General features: G+C 65.9%; 14 protein-coding genes. 5 read left to right on the top strand and 9 right to left on the bottom strand.

The window, feature by feature from the left end; all coding sequences use genetic code 11:
• Nucleotides 1-43 precede the first annotated feature (43 nt).
• Entirely contained in the window at nt 44-2,095 is a 2,052-nt protein-coding gene (locus tag VT03_RS02135; protein ID WP_075091458.1) for a DUF4340 domain-containing protein, read from the top strand.
• Nucleotides 2,096-2,186: 91 nt separating this feature from the next.
• Here VT03_RS02135 and VT03_RS02130 read toward each other — a convergent pair whose 3' ends face one another.
• The gene (locus tag VT03_RS02130) at nt 2,187-3,782 is read right to left on the bottom strand and encodes an AAA family ATPase (RefSeq protein WP_231870580.1); all 1,596 of its coding nucleotides are present in this window, start codon (nt 3,780-3,782) and stop codon (nt 2,187-2,189) included.
• Nucleotides 3,783-3,935: 153 nt separating this feature from the next.
• On the opposite strand from VT03_RS02130, the gene VT03_RS02125 reads away from it, so the two are divergent.
• Nucleotides 3,936-4,703 carry an SDR family NAD(P)-dependent oxidoreductase gene (locus VT03_RS02125; RefSeq protein WP_075091456.1) on the top strand — a complete coding sequence of 256 codons (768 nt, stop codon included), beginning with the start codon at nt 3,936-3,938 and terminating at the stop codon, nt 4,701-4,703.
• Between the two features lie 436 nt (nt 4,704-5,139).
• Here VT03_RS02125 and VT03_RS02120 read toward each other — a convergent pair whose 3' ends face one another.
• The 6 genes from VT03_RS02120 to VT03_RS02095 all read right to left on the bottom strand — a co-directional run bounded on the left by VT03_RS02120 (nt 5,140) and on the right by VT03_RS02095 (nt 12,613).
• Nucleotides 5,140-5,517 (bottom strand): RNA recognition motif domain-containing protein, encoded by a 378-nt coding sequence (locus VT03_RS02120; RefSeq protein WP_075091455.1) that lies wholly within the window; start codon nt 5,515-5,517, stop codon nt 5,140-5,142.
• Between the two features lie 255 nt (nt 5,518-5,772).
• The gene (locus tag VT03_RS02115; RefSeq protein WP_075091454.1) at nt 5,773-6,150 is read right to left on the bottom strand and encodes a DUF2237 family protein; all 378 of its coding nucleotides are present in this window, start codon (nt 6,148-6,150) and stop codon (nt 5,773-5,775) included.
• Nucleotides 6,151-6,301: 151 nt separating this feature from the next.
• Nucleotides 6,302-8,503 (bottom strand): ABC transporter permease subunit/CPBP intramembrane protease, encoded by a 2,202-nt coding sequence (locus tag VT03_RS02110; protein ID WP_075091453.1) that lies wholly within the window; start codon nt 8,501-8,503, stop codon nt 6,302-6,304.
• On the bottom strand, nt 8,500-9,252 hold the full coding sequence (locus VT03_RS02105) for an ABC transporter ATP-binding protein (RefSeq protein WP_075096887.1): 753 nt from the start codon (nt 9,250-9,252) through the stop codon (nt 8,500-8,502). The genes VT03_RS02110 and VT03_RS02105 overlap by 4 nt, the downstream gene beginning before the upstream one ends.
• Before the next feature lie 31 nt (nt 9,253-9,283).
• Nucleotides 9,284-10,333, bottom strand: a complete 1,050-nt coding sequence (locus VT03_RS02100) for a lysylphosphatidylglycerol synthase transmembrane domain-containing protein (protein WP_075091452.1) — start codon at nt 10,331-10,333, stop codon at nt 9,284-9,286.
• Between the two features lie 429 nt (nt 10,334-10,762).
• Nucleotides 10,763-12,613 (bottom strand): DEAD/DEAH box helicase, encoded by a 1,851-nt coding sequence (locus tag VT03_RS02095; RefSeq protein ID WP_075091451.1) that lies wholly within the window; start codon nt 12,611-12,613, stop codon nt 10,763-10,765.
• Between the two features lie 759 nt (nt 12,614-13,372).
• Here VT03_RS02095 and ftsY point away from each other — a divergent pair.
• On the top strand, nt 13,373-14,317 hold the full coding sequence (gene ftsY / locus VT03_RS02090; RefSeq protein ID WP_075091450.1) for a signal recognition particle-docking protein FtsY: 945 nt from the start codon (nt 13,373-13,375) through the stop codon (nt 14,315-14,317).
• 105 nt (nt 14,318-14,422) lie between these two features.
• On the top strand, nt 14,423-15,205 hold the full coding sequence (gene hisF / locus VT03_RS02085; protein ID WP_075096886.1) for an imidazole glycerol phosphate synthase subunit HisF: 783 nt from the start codon (nt 14,423-14,425) through the stop codon (nt 15,203-15,205).
• Between the two features lie 354 nt (nt 15,206-15,559).
• On the opposite strand, the gene VT03_RS02080 is transcribed toward hisF, so the two are convergent.
• Nucleotides 15,560-16,342 carry a ferritin-like domain-containing protein gene (locus VT03_RS02080; RefSeq protein ID WP_075091449.1) on the bottom strand — a complete coding sequence of 261 codons (783 nt, stop codon included), beginning with the start codon at nt 16,340-16,342 and terminating at the stop codon, nt 15,560-15,562.
• A 7-nt stretch (nt 16,343-16,349) separates the two neighbouring features.
• Nucleotides 16,350-17,126: a hypothetical protein gene (locus tag VT03_RS02075; RefSeq protein ID WP_075091448.1), complete on the bottom strand. Its 777-nt coding sequence runs from the start codon at nt 17,124-17,126 to the stop codon at nt 16,350-16,352.
• Nucleotides 17,127-17,393: 267 nt separating this feature from the next.
• On the opposite strand from VT03_RS02075, the gene tatC reads away from it, so the two are divergent.
• Nucleotides 17,394-18,377 (top strand): twin-arginine translocase subunit TatC, encoded by a 984-nt coding sequence (gene tatC / locus VT03_RS02070; protein WP_231870579.1) that lies wholly within the window; start codon nt 17,394-17,396, stop codon nt 18,375-18,377.
• Nucleotides 18,378-18,460: the final 83 nt, after the last annotated feature.

The following is an 18,460-nucleotide window of genomic DNA, read 5'->3' as shown; positions in this document are numbered from 1 at the left end:
TGACTGCTCGAGGCTCACCGCTCCGTCCGTTCGAGGCCTTCTCATGAAGCCTGCCATTAAGACTCTCCTGTTCGTCGCCGTCGCCTGCTTTTCGACGATTGCGGCGTTTGCGACGCACCGTTCGTTCCAGGTCGACCTGACCAAGAAGATCAGCGACGAAGGGGAGGAGTTCTTCCCCGCGTTCAGCGATCCGAACGCGGCGACGTCGCTGCAGGTCGCCGCCTATGACGCCAACACCGCCCGCGTGAACGACTTCAAGGTCGAGTTCAAGGACGGCAAGTGGCGGATCCCCTCGCACAACAACTACCCGGCCGACGGGAAGGACCGCCTCCGCGAGACGGCCGCCTCGGTCGTCGGCGTCCGCCGCGAGGCCCAGGTCGGCGAATCGGCCGACGATCACCGCCGCTATAACCTCCTCGACCCGCTCTCGGAGACGGTGTCGGGGGCCGACGGCCGCGGGACGCGGATCACAATCAAGAACGGCGACGAGGTGCTCGTCGACTACATCGTCGGCAAGAAGGTCGAGAACGTCGGCCAGGACGTGTACTACATCCGCAAGGCGGACGAGCCCCGCTACTACCGGGCGAACCTCGGCAAGTTCAACATCTCGACGAAGTTCGCCGAGTGGATCGAGCCGGACCTGCTCCAGATCGAGCGGTCGCAGGTCGAGGAGATCAGCGTCAACCGCTACAAGATCGACCTGACGACCGGCGAGCAGACCGAGCCCGATGTCTCCGACCTCAGCCGCAAGGACGCCGGCGCCGACTGGACCATGGCGGGACTGGACGAGTCGAAGGACAAGGTCAAGGCGAGCGTCGTCAACGAGATGCTCCAGTCGCTCGACGACCTGAAGATCGTCGGCGTCCGACGTAAGCCGGAACTCGTCGCGTCGCTGCTCCGCGGCGAGAAGCCCAAGGCGACGCAGACGCAGATGTTCGAAGTCCAGCTCGACATGCAGTCGAAGGGCTTCGTTCTCCAGAAGGGGATCATCCCGGTCTCGGGAAGCATCACCGTCGGAACCTTTGAGGGGATTTCCTACGACCTGTCGTTCGGCAGCGTCTTCTCGGGAACCGACGTCGAGATCGAAGTCGGCCAGTCGGGCGGCGACGCCAAGAAGCCGGCCGACGAGGCTCCCAAGACGGACGCCGCCAAGGGGGAAGAGAAGAAGGACGGCGAGAAGGCCACCGACGCCCCCAAGGCGGAGGGGGACGACAAGGAACCCGCTGACAAGAAGAAAGCGGATCAGGATGGCGAAGAAAAGAAGGATGACGATTCCAAGCTGACGAAGAGCCGTTACGTCTTCATCCAGGTCCGTTTCGACGAGAAGCTCCTCGGCGACAAGCCGAAGCCGCCGGTCAAGCCGGAACCGCCGGCGAAGCCCGAGGCGGCCAAGGACGCCGCCGCAGCCGATGCCGCGAAGGAGGCCGACAAGGCCGACACGGAAAAGAAGGACGAAGAGAAGAAGGACGACGCCCCCAAGACCGACGCGCCCGACGCCAAGAAGCCGGACGCTGCCGCGGACGAGGCGCAGAAGAAGTACGAAGTCGCCCTCAAGGAGTACGAGCTCAACAACGAGGTCTACGAGACCCAGAAGAAGGGCTATGAGAAGAAGATCGCCGACGGCAAGAAGCGGGCGGCCCAGCTCAACGGCCGGTTCGCGGACTGGTACTACGTCGTGGCGGAAGATGTCTACGAAGGTCTTCGGTCCCGCCGAGCCGACCTGATCGAGCCCAAGGATGCGCCCCAGACCGGCGCCGCCGGCGGCGCCCCGATGATCCCCAGCATCCCGGGGCTCGACGGCCTTCCGCTTCCCGGCGGCATCAAGCCGATGGCACCCGCGAAGGAGGAGGGCGACGCCCCGGCCGACGGCAAGCCGGCGGCTGAGGCGAAGGCGCCCGAGAAGGCCCCGGAGAAGGGGGAAGCCAAGCCTGAAGCCGGGAAGCCGGCCGAACCGGCCCCGCCGGCAGGCGACGCGGACAAGGGAGACAAGCCGGCGGCGGACGCTGAGAAGCCCGCTGCCGAAACGAAGCCGGAGCCGGAGCCGGAGCCGAAGGCTGACGAGAAGCCGGCCACTGCGGCGGACGAGCCGAAATAGTCAGACTCTCATTCCGTAAACGAAGCCGGCCGCGGATCAATCCGCGGCCGGCTTTGTTTTTGTCGAAGGATCCTTCGCGGCTCCCGCCGGGCTACATCATCGAGAAGTAGTTCGCGACGGCGAAGTCGAACGACGGGGCGGTGACCCGCTTGGGGAGCTTCTTGAACGCGCAGTAGTTCCGGACCTGGAGCAGGAGGTCGCGGGGCTGGCAGTTCCGGAAGGGGCGCTTGGAGATGTAGTGCGTCTCGATCAGGTACTCGACGACGCCGGGCTCCAGGATCAGGCCGAGCTTCGGGGCCATGATGTCGAACAGCTTCGTGAAGTGTTCGCGGGAGGGGTCGGGGACCTGAATCTTGTACGGGATCCGGCGGAGGAACGCCCCGTCGACGAGGTTCTTGGGCTCGAGGTTCGTCGAGAAGATGATGAGCTGGTCGAAGGGGACCTGGATCTTCTTGCCGCTGGGCAGGTTCAGGTAGTCATACCGCTTTTCGAGCGGGACGATCCAGCGGTTGAGGAGAACGTCGACCGGCATCGACTGGCGGCCGAAGTCGTCGATGACGAGCGTCCCGCAGTTGCTCTTGAGCTGGAGCGGGGCTTCGCAGATGTGGGTCTGCGGGTTCTGCGTGACTTCGAGCTCCGCCATCGTCAGTTCGCCCCCCGCGACGACGGTCGGGCGGGTGATGCGGACCCACCGCTGGTCGACGCCGGAGAGGTCGAAGAGGCCGTCCCCTTCCTGGAGCGGCGCGTCCTCGTGGAGGCCGGGGTCGTAGAGGCGGATGATTTCGCCGTCGATCCCGAGCGTCCGCGGGATCCAGATGTTGTCCCCGAAGCACCGCGTAATCCGCTCGGCGATGCTGGTCTTGCCGTTCCCCGCCTCGCCGAAGAGGAACATGCCGCGGCCGGAGTTGATGGCGGGGCCCAGCTTTTCGAGCATCTCGTCGGCGACGAGCAGGTCGTGGAACGCCTTGCGGACGTCCTCTTCGGTCGCCTGCTGGCCGGCGATGCTCTGGACTTCCATCGCCCGGAGGTAGTCGGCCAGGCACACGGGGGCCGCGCCGACGTACGAACACTCGTCGACGTACCGGCGGGCCCGTTCGCGGCCGATGTCGGTGATGAGGAACACGTAGTCGCCCATCTCGGCCGCCGCCTTGAAGGCGACGAGCTGGTCCTTCTTCCACTGCTTGAGGAGCGGCTCCAGGATGGCGTAGGGGAGCTTGACGTGGGCGCTGATCTCGCGGCCCGAGGCGGCTCCCCGCTGGAGCAGGTACTTGAGGATCAGCCGCTCGATCTCCTCTTCCGTGAGGCCGGTCTCGGCGACGCTCTCGGGGACGCGGGGCTTGTAGGCGTCGCCGATGTCGCCGTTGTCGCCCAGGAGGAGGTTGACGCGGTTGAAGAGGTCTTCGAGCTGTTTGTTGCCGCGGACGATGTCGGCCGAGGGGGCGGTGCGGTTCTTGACGACGCCGCAGCGGCCGGAGGGGAGGTATTCGGATTCGGCCGGCGGCGGAGCGCCGACGAAAGCGTCGAGCGTCTCGGGGCGGGTTTCCTCGGTGTCGGTCCCCCGCGGGGCTGGGGGAACAGCAGGGGGCGGCGCGGTGCCGGCGGCGGGAGGGGCTGCGGTCGCGAGCGTTTCCTGGCCGGCCTTGAGCTGCTTCAGGAATTCCGACGGAGAGAGCTTGGAGCTGGACACGTGCGTCACCGACGAGAGGCGGAAGCGGACCGGGATTGATTGCGCAAGCCGACATCGAAAAACTAGGTCGCGCTTCCGATGTGGTCAAATTGCATCAAGCCCGCATCGGACGGCCCTGTTCATCAAGCACGGTACAGTCGGAGCAACCGTCATATGCGGTTCCAGAATCGCGTCGTCATCGTCACCGGGGGAAGCAAGGGGATCGGCGCGGGATGCGTGCGGGTCTTCGCGGCCGAGGGAGGTTCCGTGGCGATCCTCGATCTCGACGAGGGGGCCGGAGGGCGGCTGGCGGACGAACTGTCCGCGTTGTCTCCGGGGCGGGTCCGGTGTTACGGGTGCGACGTGTCGGACGGGGGGGCGCTCGCCGGGGCGATCGAGGCGGTCGTGCGGGACTTCGGGCGGCTCGACTGTCTGATCAACAACGCGGGGATTCATCCGCCGGCGATGTCGATCGACGAGACGAGCCTGGAGTCGGTGGAGCGGCTGATGCGGATCAACTTCCTGAGTTCGTTCGCGGGGGCGAAGTTTGCCGCGCCGCATCTGCGGAAGACGAAGGGGACGATCGTCAACATGTCGTCGATGACGGCGGTGCTTGGGCAGGAGAAGTCGGCTGCTTACTCCGCCTCCAAGGGGGCGCAGCTGAGTCTGACGAAGGCGCTCGCGCTTGAGTTGGGGCGGGACGGGATCCGGGTGAATGCGGTGCTGCCGAGCAACGTCGATACGCCGCTGATGCGGGAGTGGGCGGCGACGCTGGATGATCCCGAGTCGGCTCTGGAGCGGGTCTCGCAGATGCAGGTCTTTGGGCGGATGGCGTCGCCGGAGGAGATCGGGCGGGTGTGTTTGTTTCTGGCGACGGAGGATTCGAGTTTCGTGACGGGGCAGGGGATTGAAGTCGAAGGGGGCGCCAGTCTCGATTATTGAAGGGCGAAAGCGCGGCCTTGCCGGCACGACACTGCTGCCTCAAGCCCAACGTGCGACGGCCGCCTGGGGTCAAGGGGGCCACGCCCCCTTGCCGCCGGAGGCACTTCCTGTGAGGAACCGTGGTACACAACGGATGTCCCCTTTGTGGTACCAGCGTTGAGGACTCCTTCACATCGCACCGCTCGCTTTGCAATCCCCGCGGGTTGGTGAGGGCCATACGGCACGTTGTCCGCGCTTGGACACGTGCTCCTTCAGATGGTTTCCGGCGAGACGGCCTCCGGCGGGCAAAGGGGCGTTGCCCCTCTGCACTCCCCACCAGGGTGCCCCTGGACCCCGGTGAATGGGCGCTGGCCGAAAACGAAAACGCGGCCGAGGAACTTTCGTCCCTCGGCCGCGCTGATTATTCGATTCCTGGCGAATCGGACTCGCAAGCAGCTTAGTAACGGCCGCCGCGGCCTCCACCGCCGCCGCCGTATCCACCACGGCCGCCGCCTCCGCCGCCGCCGTATCCACCACGGCCGCCGCCTCCGCCGCCGCCGTATCCACCGCCGCCGCCGCCGCGGCTTTCACGCGGACGAGCTTCGTTGACGGTCAGCGACCGGCCATCGACTTCAGCGCCGTTCAGAGCGGAGATCGCGGCCTGAGCGTCCTGATCCGTGCCCATTTCGACAAAGCCGAAGCCCTTCGAACGGCCCGTTTCACGATCCATGACCACTTCGGCCGAACGGACTTCGCCGTGCTCGCCGAACACCTGCTGCAGCGACTGGCTGGTGGTGTTGTAGGAAAGATTTCCCACGTACAGTTTCGTACCCATTCAATACGTTCCTTAGGTTGTCGTCGCGCGGGGCCGGATCCGAAGGAACGGACGCTGGACGAAACACTCTGAGGCCGCTGCATCAGCGAGACGGCCAATACGCCCAGCATTCCCAGTGAATGAGGAGCGACCGCATCTTAGCCATGTGACAACGAACTTGGCATCGGCAAATCGCAGAATCTTGATGGGAATTTTTTGCGATGGCCCGGCCGGCCCGCTCCCCCTCCGGAGAAATGCGGAGGCGGCTGCCGGCAACTAGGTCGCCTCGACGTCAAAGCTTTTGAGGACCTCAAGGTCGACAAACTCGAGCGTCGAGATGTGCGTCGCGTCCAGATCGACCTTGGGGGCCACACCCGCCTCCCACGCTTCCTTCCACCGCTCGACACACAGACACCACCGGTCGCCCGGCGTCAGTCCGGGAAAAGCATACTCCGGGACCGGCGTCACGAGGTCGTTCCCCTGCTCGACGGAGAACTCCAGGAATTCCGCGGTCACCTCGACGCAGACCAGATGCAGCCCGCGATCGCCGGGGGCCGAACTGCAGCAGCCGTCGCGAAGGAAGCCCGTGAGGGGCTTGCGGGAGCACGTCTGGAGCGGGCCGCCCAGGACATTGCGGGGGAAAACGGTCGGCATGAAGGGATTCCAGGAGAGCGCGGGCCGGAAGTCGATGGGATCGGGAATAGGAAGAGGACCGGAGCCGGTCCCTTCATCAGTCGACCCGATGCGCTCGGGTTTGCCAATGGAAAAACGACGGCCCGGAGCGGAAAACCGCCGGGGACGGACTCTACAGGGGGACCGTCGCGAGTTCCGCTGGCTTGGGGCTAGGCCGCGTCGCCCACGAAACCGTGAGGACGCCGAGGAGAAGCCCCCCGGCGGAAAGCCCCAGCCACGCCGCCGGGAGATGCGTCTGATCGACCGTCCCGATGTTGAGCTTTAGCAGCTCATCGCGGAACGAGGCCATCGTCAGCAGCGTCGAGTTGTGGATGACGTGCAGCAGCATCGATGGCAGGACGCTTCCGGTCCGGCAGGCGACCCAGCCGAGAAGAACCCCCATCAACGTGCTCGGGACCAGCCGCTCCGGCGCCGCCCCGCCGGCCAGGACGACGTGGAACAGGCCGAACGTCACCGCCGCCACCAGGATGGCGGGCCACACGCCGAGCCGCGGCCGCAGCCCCGCCAGGAAGAACCCGCGGAAAAACAGCTCTTCGCAGATGCCGGGGATCACTCCCAGGGCAATGACCGTGACCGCCACCGGGACGGACCGCCACTGGGCAAGCAACGTTTCGACCTGCGCAATCTTGTCCGCCCCCAGGGCCTGCAGTCCGGCGGACTGCATGAGGAGGACAATCTCATAGACCCAGGGCCACGTCGACAGGCCGAGGACGACCGCCGCCGGCCAGACGAGCGGCGGGGCGTCGTGCAAACGCAGGCCGGACGGGAGCGCGACCCGTTGCCAGAGGAGGGCCACCACCGGGAGGCCGGCGAAGAGCAGGATCGTGAACAGGCCCGAGACCGCGAGACGCACGGCGATCGGCATGTCGCCAAAACGGCCCAGGATCCCAGAGACGAAGAAGTAAGCCGGGTAAGTGAGGGCGAGCGTCGTGAAGACCTGTCCCATCGTCGGCCGGGGGGTGAATGTCTTGGGCCGGTCGAACAGGTCGGTCCAGGCGCCGCGGCTCCCGGTCATGACGGCGTCCGTTCCGAAGATCCGCGCGGCGATGAGCAGCGAGGCGCCGGCGTAGACCAAGGTGGTCACGACCGCCACGAGGGCCGGAAAGAGCGTCGCCGTCCCCTCCAGGAGCTCCTTTGCCAGGAGGAGCATGTTCATCAGCGGCAGGGCCATCGTCATCGTCGAGAGCCGCCAGCCCGGCATCAGCGTGACGAGGCCGGGCGTGATCGAGAGGAGCATCAGGGGAATCAGGTAGGCCTGGGCCTCCTTGAAGCTCCGGGCGGAACTGGTCAGGAGCAGGAGCACGGCCGAGTAGAAGAGTGAGAAGACCAGCAGTACCGCGAGCAGCCGAACGGCCAGTCCCAGCGTGAGCCCCGCGTCGCCGAACAGCGTCCGGTCGAGCTGGAGCGAATAGACCGTCAGGGCCATGACGATCAGGTTGACCAGCCCCGTGAGCAAGGTCACGGTGACGACGGCGACGTACTTCGCAAACAGGAGCCGCGCCCGCGAGACCGGCAGGGACATCAGTGTTTCGAGCGTGTCGCGTTCGCGCTCCCCGGCCGTGAGGTCGATGGCGGGATAGACCCCTCCCGTCACCGTCATGAGCAGCAGGACAAGAGGCAGAACCCCCAGAATGACGTTGCCCTGCCCCTTGGGAGCGACCATGTCGACCCGCTCGCGGATCGGCAGCTGAAAATCCCGTTCCGCCTGTTCGGCCCAGTGCTGGGCGACGGCGATGTTAAGGGCCCGCAGCCGCTCCTGGACATAGAGCGTCGCGTTGCGGCTGGTGACGGAGCCTTCGGCCCGGATCAGCTGCAGATCTGCCTGTTGAAACAGCTTCGTGTCTCCGGGCTCCGGAAGTTTCGCGCGGACTCCGACGTCCGCTCCGCCTCCCGCGATCAGGCTCCGGAGGTCGACCCCGCCGTCGTTCTGTGGCACGAAGAGTCGCAGCTCGACTTCGGTGCCCGGCTTCGGCGCCTCGCCAGGTGGCTTCGTGCTTTCGCCCGCGGCCAGCCGCATCTGGTTGTAGGCCCGGTCCCCCTCCTTGAGGGCGTTGGCCAGCCAGGTCGCCTCCTGGTCCGTCGACACGGCGATCCGGTGGAGCACCTTCTCGGGGCCCGCCTGCTGGATCGCCAGGAACCGGAAGACCATCCCCAGGAGCGGATAGAGCAGCAGCGGCATCGCCAGCAGCGTCACGAGCGTCCGTCGGTCGCGGAGCGTCTCGCGGAGCTCCTTGCGGATGAAGACCGCTTCCTGTCGCGGAGCGCTCAGGGACGCCGGTGGAGGATTGGTCGAGCTCGGCCGGGAGTCGGTCACGCCACCACCTCGACCTTGCGGTCCGAAGCCATCAGGTCCAGGAACATTTCCACCAGTGAGTTCTTGTCGGTCTGATCGCGAAGCTGCTCGAGCGTTCCTTCATGCCGCAGTTGTCCGCGGTGCAGGAGGCCGAAGCGGTCGCACAGCCGTTCCGCCTCGTCGAGCTGGTGCGTCGAGACGATTACCGCCTTGCCGCGGGCGCGGAGCTGGTCGACGAAGTCGAACACGACCTGCGAGCCGACGACGTCGAGTCCGCGGGTCGGCTCGTCGAGCAGGACGACCGGGGGATCGTGGACGAGGGCCCGCGCCAGGTTGACCCGCTGCTTCTGTCCGGTGCTGAGGGTCGCCGTCCGGCGATGAAGGAAGCGGGAGAGGTCCATCAGCCGGGTCAGGTCATCGATGCGGTGCGCCGCGATATCGTCCGGGATGGCAAACGCCGAGGCGAAGTACTGGAGGATCTCGAGCGGCGTGAGCCACTGGTAGAGTCCCGCGCTCGCCGAGACGAGGCCGATCCGCCGCTTCACTTCCAGCGGCCGGTCGGAGACGCGGAACCCGAGAATTTCGACGTCGCCGCTCGTCGGGGCGAGGAGGCCGAGGATCATCCGCAGCGTGGTGGTCTTTCCGGCCCCGTTGGCACCGAGCAGGCCGTAGACTTCGCCCGGCGCGACCGCCAGCGAAACCCGGTCGACGGCGACGACCTCGCCCGACTCGCTCGGGAAGGTTCGGCAGAGCTCGCGTAGCTGGATCACGAGGGGAACCACCTTTCCGGAACGATCGCCGTTACTTGACCCCGACCAGTTCGTCCGACACGACCGGAGCGACAGCCGGCCCGGTTGTCGGCGAGACCGCGTCAGCGGTTGGCCCCGCCGCGGGGAAGAGCCACGCCAGTCCGCCGAGGGCCGCGAACAGCGTGTTGAGGAGGAACAGCTCGATCCCGACCGCCGCGGCGTCCGCGTTGGAGACGCCGACGAGGCCGAGGTAGTGAATGTAGATGGCCTCGCGGATGCCGATGCCGTTGATCGAGACCGGCGCGGTGACGGCGATGGCCGCCAGCGGCGCGATGTAGAAGTAATGGAGCGGGGCGGTCGCCAGTCCCAGGCTGCGTCCGACGAAGTAGGGGCCGATGACAAGGAGCGACTGCGAGAGCAGGACCAGGACTGACGCCAGGAGGAGTGACCTTCGACCGTCCGGCGACTGCAGCAGGTTGCGTGTGTATCCGAGGGCCCGTCCGAGGGGCTTCTGTGTTCCGGGAATCGGTTCGCCGCTGCGGTTTCGGGGGCCGATCGCGAGGGCAAGCGCTCCAAGGAGGAACGCCGCCAGGATGCCTCCACAGATCCAGGCGGCCGACATCGCGACCGGGGGCGCGGCGAGCGGCATCGCGATGACGATCAGTTCCAGGGCGGCGATGAGGGCCAGGATCCGCTGGATCAGGATCATCGAGCCGGCTGCGGGGATGGAGACGTCGGCCGACGACTTTCCCAGGTCGATAACGCGGACGACGTCGCCGCCGACGCCGGAGGGGAGGAAGAGGGAGAAAAACAGGCCGAGGAAGTGATTGGCGATCAGGCGCGGTCGGGGGACATTGGCGCCCGTTGTCCGGAGGAGGAGGCCGGCTGCTTCGGAGTAGAGGAGGTGGCCGAGGGCGATGGAGGCGACTGCTGCGGCCGTCCAGAGGAGCTGGGTTCGGGCGAGCGCGTTGCCGAGGGAGGCGAGGTCGATCTTTTGGAGAAGCCAACCTCCGACGCCGAGCGTGACGCCCCAGCGGACGAGTTGGAAGAGTCGCCGCTTCCAGAGGGCCCGGGAGGAAGCGGTGGAGGACGCCGGAGTCATGGGGATGTCGTCACCAGCACAGTGCGCAGGTCAAAGGAGTCCGGCGGGAGGCTGACGATATCCGATCGGGCGCAAAACTGCTCGGTCGTGAATCAGATTCAACTTCACCGGGTCCAGGGGCACCCTGGTCAGGGGGTGCAGGGGGCAGAATGCCCCTTGCCCGCCGGAGGCCCTCTCATCGGCCACTGTCGGAAGGAGTGCATATCCAGGCGCGGACACGGTGTGGTATGCCCTCTCACCGACCTGCGGGGATTCCAAAGCGAGCGGTGAGTCCGCGACGCCGGCACCACAAAACGCAAACCCGTTGTTCCCCACGGTTCCTCATAGGAATGCCTCCGGCGGCAAGGGGGCGTGGCCCCCTTGACCCCAGCGGCCGTGGAACAATGGGTTTGAGCTATCGGAGCTGTGCCGGCGGGCGCGCGGTTCGAGTTACCGCGAAGCAGCCTCGGGCGCGAAACCATCTCGACGGGCAGGACGCCGGGCCCGACCACGCGGGCCGGCACCTTCGGGCGAAAACTCCCGCCGCGGACGCCGCTGCTCCGAACCGACACGGGAAATGTTGAGCTGCCGTCCGGCCACCCACACCCGCTTCAACGAGTCGAAAATATCGTCCGGCATCCCCGCCAGCAGGTCGACGGTGCTGAAATCATCGAAGATCTCAATCCGGCCGATCAGCGAGCTCTGCAGCCCGGTCTCGTTAGCAATCGCACCCACCAGGTTGCCCGGCTTCACATCGTGCTGCCGGCCGACTTCCACGCGGAACGTCTCCATCTCATCGTTCCGACGCGGCGGACGCTCGCGGGCAAACCGCTCGTCATTGCGGCGATCGCCAAACCGCTCGCCTCCGCGTTCCATCCGATCCCCACGGTCGCCCCGCTCAAAGCGGCGCGGACCCTGGTCATCGAACCGGGCATCCCGGCGTTCGGCGAACCCGCCGATCGGCGGCAACTCCTCGGTCAGAAGCAGCGGCCCTTCCCCGGTCGAAATCGCTCCGAGAGCGGCCGCGATCTGCTCAACGGTCGTCTCGGGATGCTCGCGGCGGTACTGCTCGATCAGCGACTGGATCGTCCCGAGTTCGGGATGAGCCAGCGCGGCGGTAATCCGCTCATGGAACTTCGAAACGCGGCGGCGGTTGATCTCCCGCTTCGTCGGGACCTCCATCGGCTCGATCTCACGCCGCGTGGCGTTCTCCAGCCGCCGCAGCAGGGGTCGCTCCTTCGGATGCAGGAACAGGATCGCGTTCCCGGTCCGGCCGGCGCGGCCCGTCCGGCCGATGCGGTGAACGTAGCTCTCGCTGTCGCGGGGGAGGTCGTAGTTGATGACGTGGCTGATCCGCTGCACGTCGAGACCGCGGGCGGCGACGTCGGTCGCGATCACGATGTCGAGCTTCCCCGAGCGGAGCGCGTCGACGATTTTCTCGCGCTGCTTCTGGGCCACATCGCTGCTCAGCGCGCCGGTCCGGTAGCCGATCCCATTCAGGAAGTCGGCCAGCGGCTCCGTCGTGCTCCGCGTCCGGACGAAGATGATGACGCCGTCGGTCTCTTCCGCTTCGAGGACCCGGGCCAGGACGTCGAACTTGACTCGCGGCGGGGCGACGATGAACCGCTGGCGGACCGTATCGGCCGTGGCGGAGACCTGCCGGATCGTGATCTCGGCAGGAGAGCGGAGGTGCTGCTCGGCAATCCGGCGGATCGCGGGGGGCATCGTGGCCGAGAACAGCGCGATCTGCCGCTCCTGCGGAGCCTGCGTGAGGATCCACTCGACGTCTTCGGCGAAGCCCATCTTGAGCATCTCGTCCGCCTCGTCGAGGACGAAGGCGTGCATGCCGTCGAGCCGGAGCGAACCACGGCGGAGGTGGTCCATGACGCGGCCCGGCGTTCCGACGACGACGTGGACGCCGCGGTCGAGCTGGCGGAACTGGACCTGATAGTCCTGGCCGCCGTAGATCGACGTCACGCGGAGGCCGGGGAGGTGAGCCCCGTACTTTTCAAACGATTCCGCGACTTGGATTGCCAGCTCGCGGGTCGGCGCCAGAACAAGGACCTGCGGCGTCGCCCGGTTGAGGTCGATCCGCTGGAGCATCGGGATGGCAAAGGCCGCTGTCTTCCCGGTGCCGGTCTGAGCCTGGCCGACGATGTCCCGGCCTTCCAGGATCGGCGGGATCGCTTCGGCCTGGATCGGCGTGGCAAAGGGATACGCTTCGACAGCGCGGAGCAGGAGCGGGTTGAGGCCCAGGTCCGCAAACGCGACCTCGGACTTCGGCAGAGTCACTTCAGACATTCAGACAGAACCAATCCAAAAGGGAGGCTTGAAAACTGCGTCGGCGGGGAGGAAGGGCGCTCGGAACGGCGATTAGCCGGAACAAACCGAGCGGCGCAACGGGTCAACCAGGCAGGGAGTCCTATGGAGCAGGCTGCACAAGCGGAATGACCGAACCACCGCAAACAGACCCGGAATCAGCCCTGCTGCGAGCCTTCTGCTCGCTTGTCGCCTGCGGCGGCTGGGTTTCCCGAGGGAAACACGGCCTTTCGCGAAGCGTGCGTCGCCTTATTTAAGGAGCGACGCGGGGTCTGTCCGGATCGGAAGCCTCTCCAATCACATTGGGACGCGAAGTCTACGCGCGGCGGGGCGCCTTCGAAAGGAGGAATTCAGGGAAACAGCGAAATTCCGGGGATTCGGGATCGGCCTTGAAGCCGGGAAGCGCCGGAGCAGGCAGAGAATGGGGCCACAGATGAACACAGATCAACACAGATAAAGGCCGAGAACGCGGACTTCACAGCCCCGGCCGGTCCTGATCTGTGTCTATCTGTGTTCGTCTATGGCACCCGGTCCCACTCCTCTGCGGCTCCGTCGCCGACGAATCCGGTCGTCAGCACCGCTCCGGACAATGGGCGCCTTCGATGCGAACGCGATTTTCCCGTTCCGGATTTCGGTTTTACGTCGCGCCGCCCGCGCGTAAGGTTCCGACCGCGTTCAATTTGAGTACTATTTCCGGCTCCTGCCTGCCTCGCCCGATTCGCCTTATCGAGTCCCGACCCCATGGGCCTGTTCGACAAACTCAAGTCCGCCCTCGTCAAGACGAAGGACGTCCTGCGGACCGACGTCCGCGACCTCTTCAAGACCGGGGTCATTCTCGACGACGAGAAGCTGGAGGAGTTCAACCGGGGGCTGATCCACACCGACATGGGGGTCACGGCCGCCGGGCAGATCGTCGCCGAGCTCAAGAACCAGTTCGGCGGCCGGACGGTCCAGCCCAACGAGATCTGGAACGTTGTCCGCGCCAAGCTGAAGGAGATCCTCAAGGGGGGCGGCGACATCGCCTGGAAGGAGAGCGATCCGCTCTCGCCACTCAAGCTCGCTCCGTCCAAGCCGACGGTCATCCTGGTTTGCGGCGTCAACGGTGTCGGAAAGACGACCTCGATCGCCAAGCTCGCCGCCAAGCTCCAGAAGGCGGGCAAGAAAGTTGTCCTGGCTGCAGGCGACACCTTCCGGGCGGCGGCGGTGGAGCAGCTCACGATGTGGTCCCAGCGGCTGGGGTGCGAGATCGTCACGAAGCCCGCCGGGACCGATCCGGCGGCGGTTGCCTTTGAAGGGTGCGACCGCGGCGCGAACTCGGGGGCGGATGTCGTGATCATCGACACCGCCGGCCGGCTCCAGACGCACTCGAACCTGATGCAGGAACTGGGGAAGATTCACCGCGTCATCGGCAAGCGGCTTCCCGGCGCTCCGCATGAGAGCCTTCTGGTTCTCGACGCGACGACCGGTCAGAACGGCCTGAGCCAGGCGACTAAGTTCTCCGAGGCGGCCGGTTGCACCGGGATCATCCTGGCCAAGCTGGACGGGACCGCCAAGGGGGGCGTCGTGATCTCGATCCGGCAGCAGATGGGGATTCCGGTCAAGTACGTCGGTCTCGGCGAGAAGATCGACGACCTCGATGTCTTCGTGCCGGACATGTTCGTCGACGCGCTGTTCGGGGATAACTAGCCCGTTGACGGCTAGCGGGGCAAAGCGAACCGCTGCCGGCCTCGGATGTCCAAGGCGTATTCCGCTGACGGTTCTGGTCAGCAGTCAATCCGGTACGTTGCCACCATGCTGTCGAAGAGAATTATTCCCTGCCTCGACGTTCATGCGGGGCGGGTGGTCAAGGGGGTCAACTTCCTCAACCTCCGTGACGCGGGGGATCCGGTCGACATCGCGTCCCGGTATGAAGCCGAGGGGGCGGACGAGCTGGTCTTCCTCGACATCACCGCCAGTCACGAAGAGCGGGACATCATTCTCGACGTTGTCCGTCGGACGAGCGAGGTCGTCTTCATGCCGCTGACCGTTGGCGGCGGGATCCGGACGCTGGAGGACATTCGGCGTCTGCTGCAGGCCGGGTGCGACAAGGTTTCGATCAACAGTGCCGCGGTGAAGGATCCGGAGTTTGTGCGGGCGGCAGCGCTGAAGTTTGGCAGCCAGTGCATCGTGGTGAACATTGATCCCAAGCGGATCCAGCGGGACGGGCGGGAGGTGTGGGACGTCCACATCAATGGCGGGCGGAAGCCGACGGGGCTGGAGGCGGTTTCTTGGGCTCAGGAGGTGGAGCGTCTGGGGGCGGGCGAGATCGTTTTGACCTGCATGGATGCTGACGGGACGAAGGACGGTTACGACCTGGAGATTACCCGGGCGGTGGCGGAAGCGGTGGAGATTCCGGTTGTTGCCAGTGGTGGTGCCGGTTCGCCGCATCATTTGTATGAGGCGGTGACGGAGGGAAAGGCGAGTGCGGCGCTGGCGGCCAGCATCTTCCATTACGGCGAGTACACGATCGGGGAGACGAAGGCGTATCTGGCGGAGCGCGGCGTTCCGGTGCGGGTTCTCTCGTCGGCATCCTGAAGTCCAGCGCGCCACCTCACCGGGTCCAGGGGCACCCTGGTCAGGGGGTGCAGGGGGCAGAATGCCCTTTGCCCGCCGGAGGCCTGGCAGTCGCGGGCTGTCTGAAGGAGCACGTGTCCAAGCGCGGACACCGTCTCGTATGCCCCCTCACCAACCCCCGGGGATTCCAGGGCGAGCGGTGAGTCCTCATCGCCGGTACCACAAAGGGGACATCCGTTGTGTGCCACGGTTCCTCATGGAAGTGCCTCCGGCGGCAAGGGGGCGTGGCCCCCTTGACCCCAGCGGCCGTGGCACGACGGGTTTGAGGTGCCACAGTCGTGCCGGCGAGGATGTGTTTGAGCTTGGCGGCGCCATTCACTCCGCTGACGCTTCGAGGCGGTCCACGAAGTCCGCATCCATCCCCGCGTCCAGACGCGCCTGACGCTGAAAGACCCGTCCGCGGGACTTCGACGGCCGCAGCGGATAATGCAGTGCCTGCTGGAACGCCTCCCAGTCCGTGGCATCGGCCGGCTTCAAACGACGCAGCCACTCCAGGCCAAACCGGACGTGCTCGATCTCGTCGTGATGAATGATCCGCATGAGCTGCGCACTCCGCGCATCCCCGGCGGCGTCGAACGCCTCGGCCAGCTCAAGAGAGTGGTCCAGGTTTCCCCCCTCGAAGACCAGCGGCAAACAGGCAACGTACTCCAGCACCGACTGCAGCGCCATCGCCTTCCGCCAGATGTAGCAGTTGACCGGAAGCGACCCGAACTCGACTCCCAGCTTCCGCGCCCGCTCAATGTGCATCCGCGTGTGCTTCTGCTCGTCCGCCATGACCCGTGCGATCCCCAGCCGGAACTCCGCCGGAGCCTCCGGAAACGCCAGTAGCGTCCAGCCCATCACCTCCAGGGCCTGCAGCTCATGGTTCGCCATGATGTGATGCGCGATCCCCCGCTTCCGCGGATCCTGCAGCGCCTCCGGTCCTGGCATCGGCGGCGCGGTCCGGCGCGGTGCGAACTCGAGATTCGCTGGCCGGGCCGGCGGGTCGGGACGCAGCGCCGCTCCCGGATCGCCGTCAGTCAGGTCCCCCGCCGGCCGCAGCTTCTCCGCGATCTCGGGAGAGAGAACGACCTGTTCGGCAAACGCTCGCAGTTCCACTTGGCAGCTACTCGACTTTCCCGGCGGATCCCGTTGGCGGAGCGTCCCGACCGTCCACGGCGTCGGTCCACCGCACGACGTTCATGTTCAGGTTCCAGAGCGACGTCACCCAGACCTCGTCCTGCCGCAGGTCGATCACGTCCCGCTGGCCGTACCGCACGGTCTCGCAGCCGATGATCGTCTCGCAGATCTCGAAGATCAAATAGCCGAACAGGAACAGCCCGGCATACCGGATCCAGCGGTCGAGCCGTTCCAGCTCCGCGGTCACTTCAGGATCCATCCGCGACCCCAGATCGGGGTAGTTTTCGCCGAGCGTTCCGATCTCCGACAGGGGATCCCGTAACGCTGCCCGGCAGAACTCGATCACCTTGGTCGGCAGGTGCGCGGAGTCGTACCGAAAGATCATCCGGATGACCTGGGCCCGCTCCTCTTCGAGCCGGTACTCCTCATCCCGGTCGTCCGCGGTCGCCAGTCCGGCCCGCCGCTTGAGGAACACGCCGTCCACCTCGTACAGGGAATACCCGAAGAAGAGTCGGGGGAACTCGCGGATCTCCTCATCGGTGTAGCCGGGATTGCGGACGGTCCAGCCGCTGTCGAGGAATTTTCGAATGCGGTCCCGCTTCCGGGGATCGGCTTCGAGGAAGTGGCTGCGGAGGTGGTCCCGCCGCAGCCCCGCTGTGAGGGTCTGGTAGAGCCCGCTCTGAAACTCCGCCCGCTTCGCGAGGAAGATTTCCGTCAGGATTCCCGGCTCCGCGGGACGGACCTGGTAGGTCGATGGAGACATGGACTTTGCCGGTTGTCGAGGTGGTGACTCCCTCATCTTCGGCGGTCCGCTTCCCGGTTTGAAGGCGATTTTCCTGGCTACACTCCGGTTCCCGGCGGTGCTAAACTTGAGTCGACAGCAGAAATTCCGCTCTCCTCCCTGTTCTCCGCGGGGCGTTTTGAGTGGGCACCAGGTCGCACACGTGCGATCGACTCCGTCCACTCCGTTCCCGGGAGCGTCTGAGCCATGGCCAAGCCTTCGTCGAAGGATTTGTTTGACGAATCCACGATGACGTTCGGAGAACACCTCGAAGTTCTCCGGTTCTACGTGATTCGCGCGCTGATCGGCTGGGGCGTGGCGGTGATCCTGGCATTCTACTGGGGCGAGTCCCTGGTGATGCTGATCCGCCAGCCGATCGATCAGGCGATCTTCCAGATGATCGAGGAGCAGCAGCTCACTGGGAAAACCGGCAACCCCAAGCACGAGGATGCCCACCTCGAACCGGGAGAGATCGACGTCGCCCGGCTGGGGTGGCTGACGATCCAGATCGCCGCAAAGGATCTCGTCCAGACTCTTCATCAGGCAGCCCCGACGCAGATTCCCGAGTCTGTCGACGGCCTCCCGGAGAAGCCGCTGGCAATGGCGGTTTACTCGCCCGAGCTGAAACAGCTCCAGGAGCGGGTCCTCAAGCCGAAGATCGTGACGACGAACGCCCAGGAGGCGTTCCTGACCTACATGCGGGTCTCGATGGTCGCCGGGACGGTCATCGCCTCTCCGTGGATCTTCTTCCAGCTCTGGCAGTTCGTCGCGGCGGGTCTGTACCCGCATGAGCAGAAGTACGTTTACCGCTACGGAGCCCTGAGCCTGCTGCTGTTCCTGGGGGGGGCGGTCTTCTGCTTCTACCTCGTGATGCCGCTCGTGTTGAAGTTCCTCCTCGGCTTCAACACGGCGATGGATCTGGAGCTGATGAACCGGCTGTCGGAGTACATCTCCTTCGCCGTGATGCTTCCGCTGATGTTCGGCATCAGCTGGGAACTGCCGCTCGTGATGGTGTTCCTGAACAAGATCAACATCTTCAACGTCTCGATCTACCGCGAGAAGCGGCGGATCGCGATCTTCGTCATCGCGACCCTCTCGGTGTTCCTGACCCCGGCCGAGCCGATCAGCATGCTGCTGATGATGTTCCCGCTGATCGGCCTGTACGAGCTGGGGATCCTTCTCTGCGGGCTGACCCTCGCCGAGAACCCCTTCCACGAGCTGACGCCTGCCTGAACGGGACCCGCCGCGGACCGCGAGTTCTTCCCGCTGTCGAGCGGCCGCAGCCCTTCCGACGCACCGTCCGCTTGATCTCAGGC

Origin of the sequence: Planctomyces sp. SH-PL14 (genome assembly GCF_001610835.1) — a bacterium.
In the GTDB taxonomy this organism is placed as follows: Bacteria; Planctomycetota; Planctomycetia; order Planctomycetales; family Planctomycetaceae; genus Planctomyces_A.
Note: the sequence above shows the minus strand (reverse complement) of the source record. Positions and strands in the feature narration are given on the sequence as shown.

Bases quoted from the DNA above. Each gene is read 5' to 3' on its own strand.
- VT03_RS02135 (WP_075091458.1), top strand. From the start codon at position 44: ATGAAGCCTGCCATTAAGACTCTCCTGTTCGTCGCCGTCGCCTGCTTT.
- ftsY (WP_075091450.1), top strand. From the start codon at position 13,373: ATGGGCCTGTTCGACAAACTCAAGTCCGCCCTCGTCAAGACGAAGGAC.
- hisF (WP_075096886.1), top strand. From the start codon at position 14,423: ATGCTGTCGAAGAGAATTATTCCCTGCCTCGACGTTCATGCGGGGCGG.
- VT03_RS02125 (WP_075091456.1), top strand. From the start codon at position 3,936: ATGCGGTTCCAGAATCGCGTCGTCATCGTCACCGGGGGAAGCAAGGGG.
- VT03_RS02115 (WP_075091454.1), bottom strand. From the start codon at position 6,150: ATGCCGACCGTTTTCCCCCGCAATGTCCTGGGCGGCCCGCTCCAGACG.
- VT03_RS02075 (WP_075091448.1), bottom strand. From the start codon at position 17,126: ATGTCTCCATCGACCTACCAGGTCCGTCCCGCGGAGCCGGGAATCCTG.
- VT03_RS02120 (WP_075091455.1), bottom strand. From the start codon at position 5,517: ATGGGTACGAAACTGTACGTGGGAAATCTTTCCTACAACACCACCAGC.
- VT03_RS02095 (WP_075091451.1), bottom strand. From the start codon at position 12,613: ATGTCTGAAGTGACTCTGCCGAAGTCCGAGGTCGCGTTTGCGGACCTG.
- VT03_RS02100 (WP_075091452.1), bottom strand. From the start codon at position 10,333: ATGACTCCGGCGTCCTCCACCGCTTCCTCCCGGGCCCTCTGGAAGCGG.
- tatC (WP_231870579.1), top strand. From the start codon at position 17,394: ATGACGTTCGGAGAACACCTCGAAGTTCTCCGGTTCTACGTGATTCGC.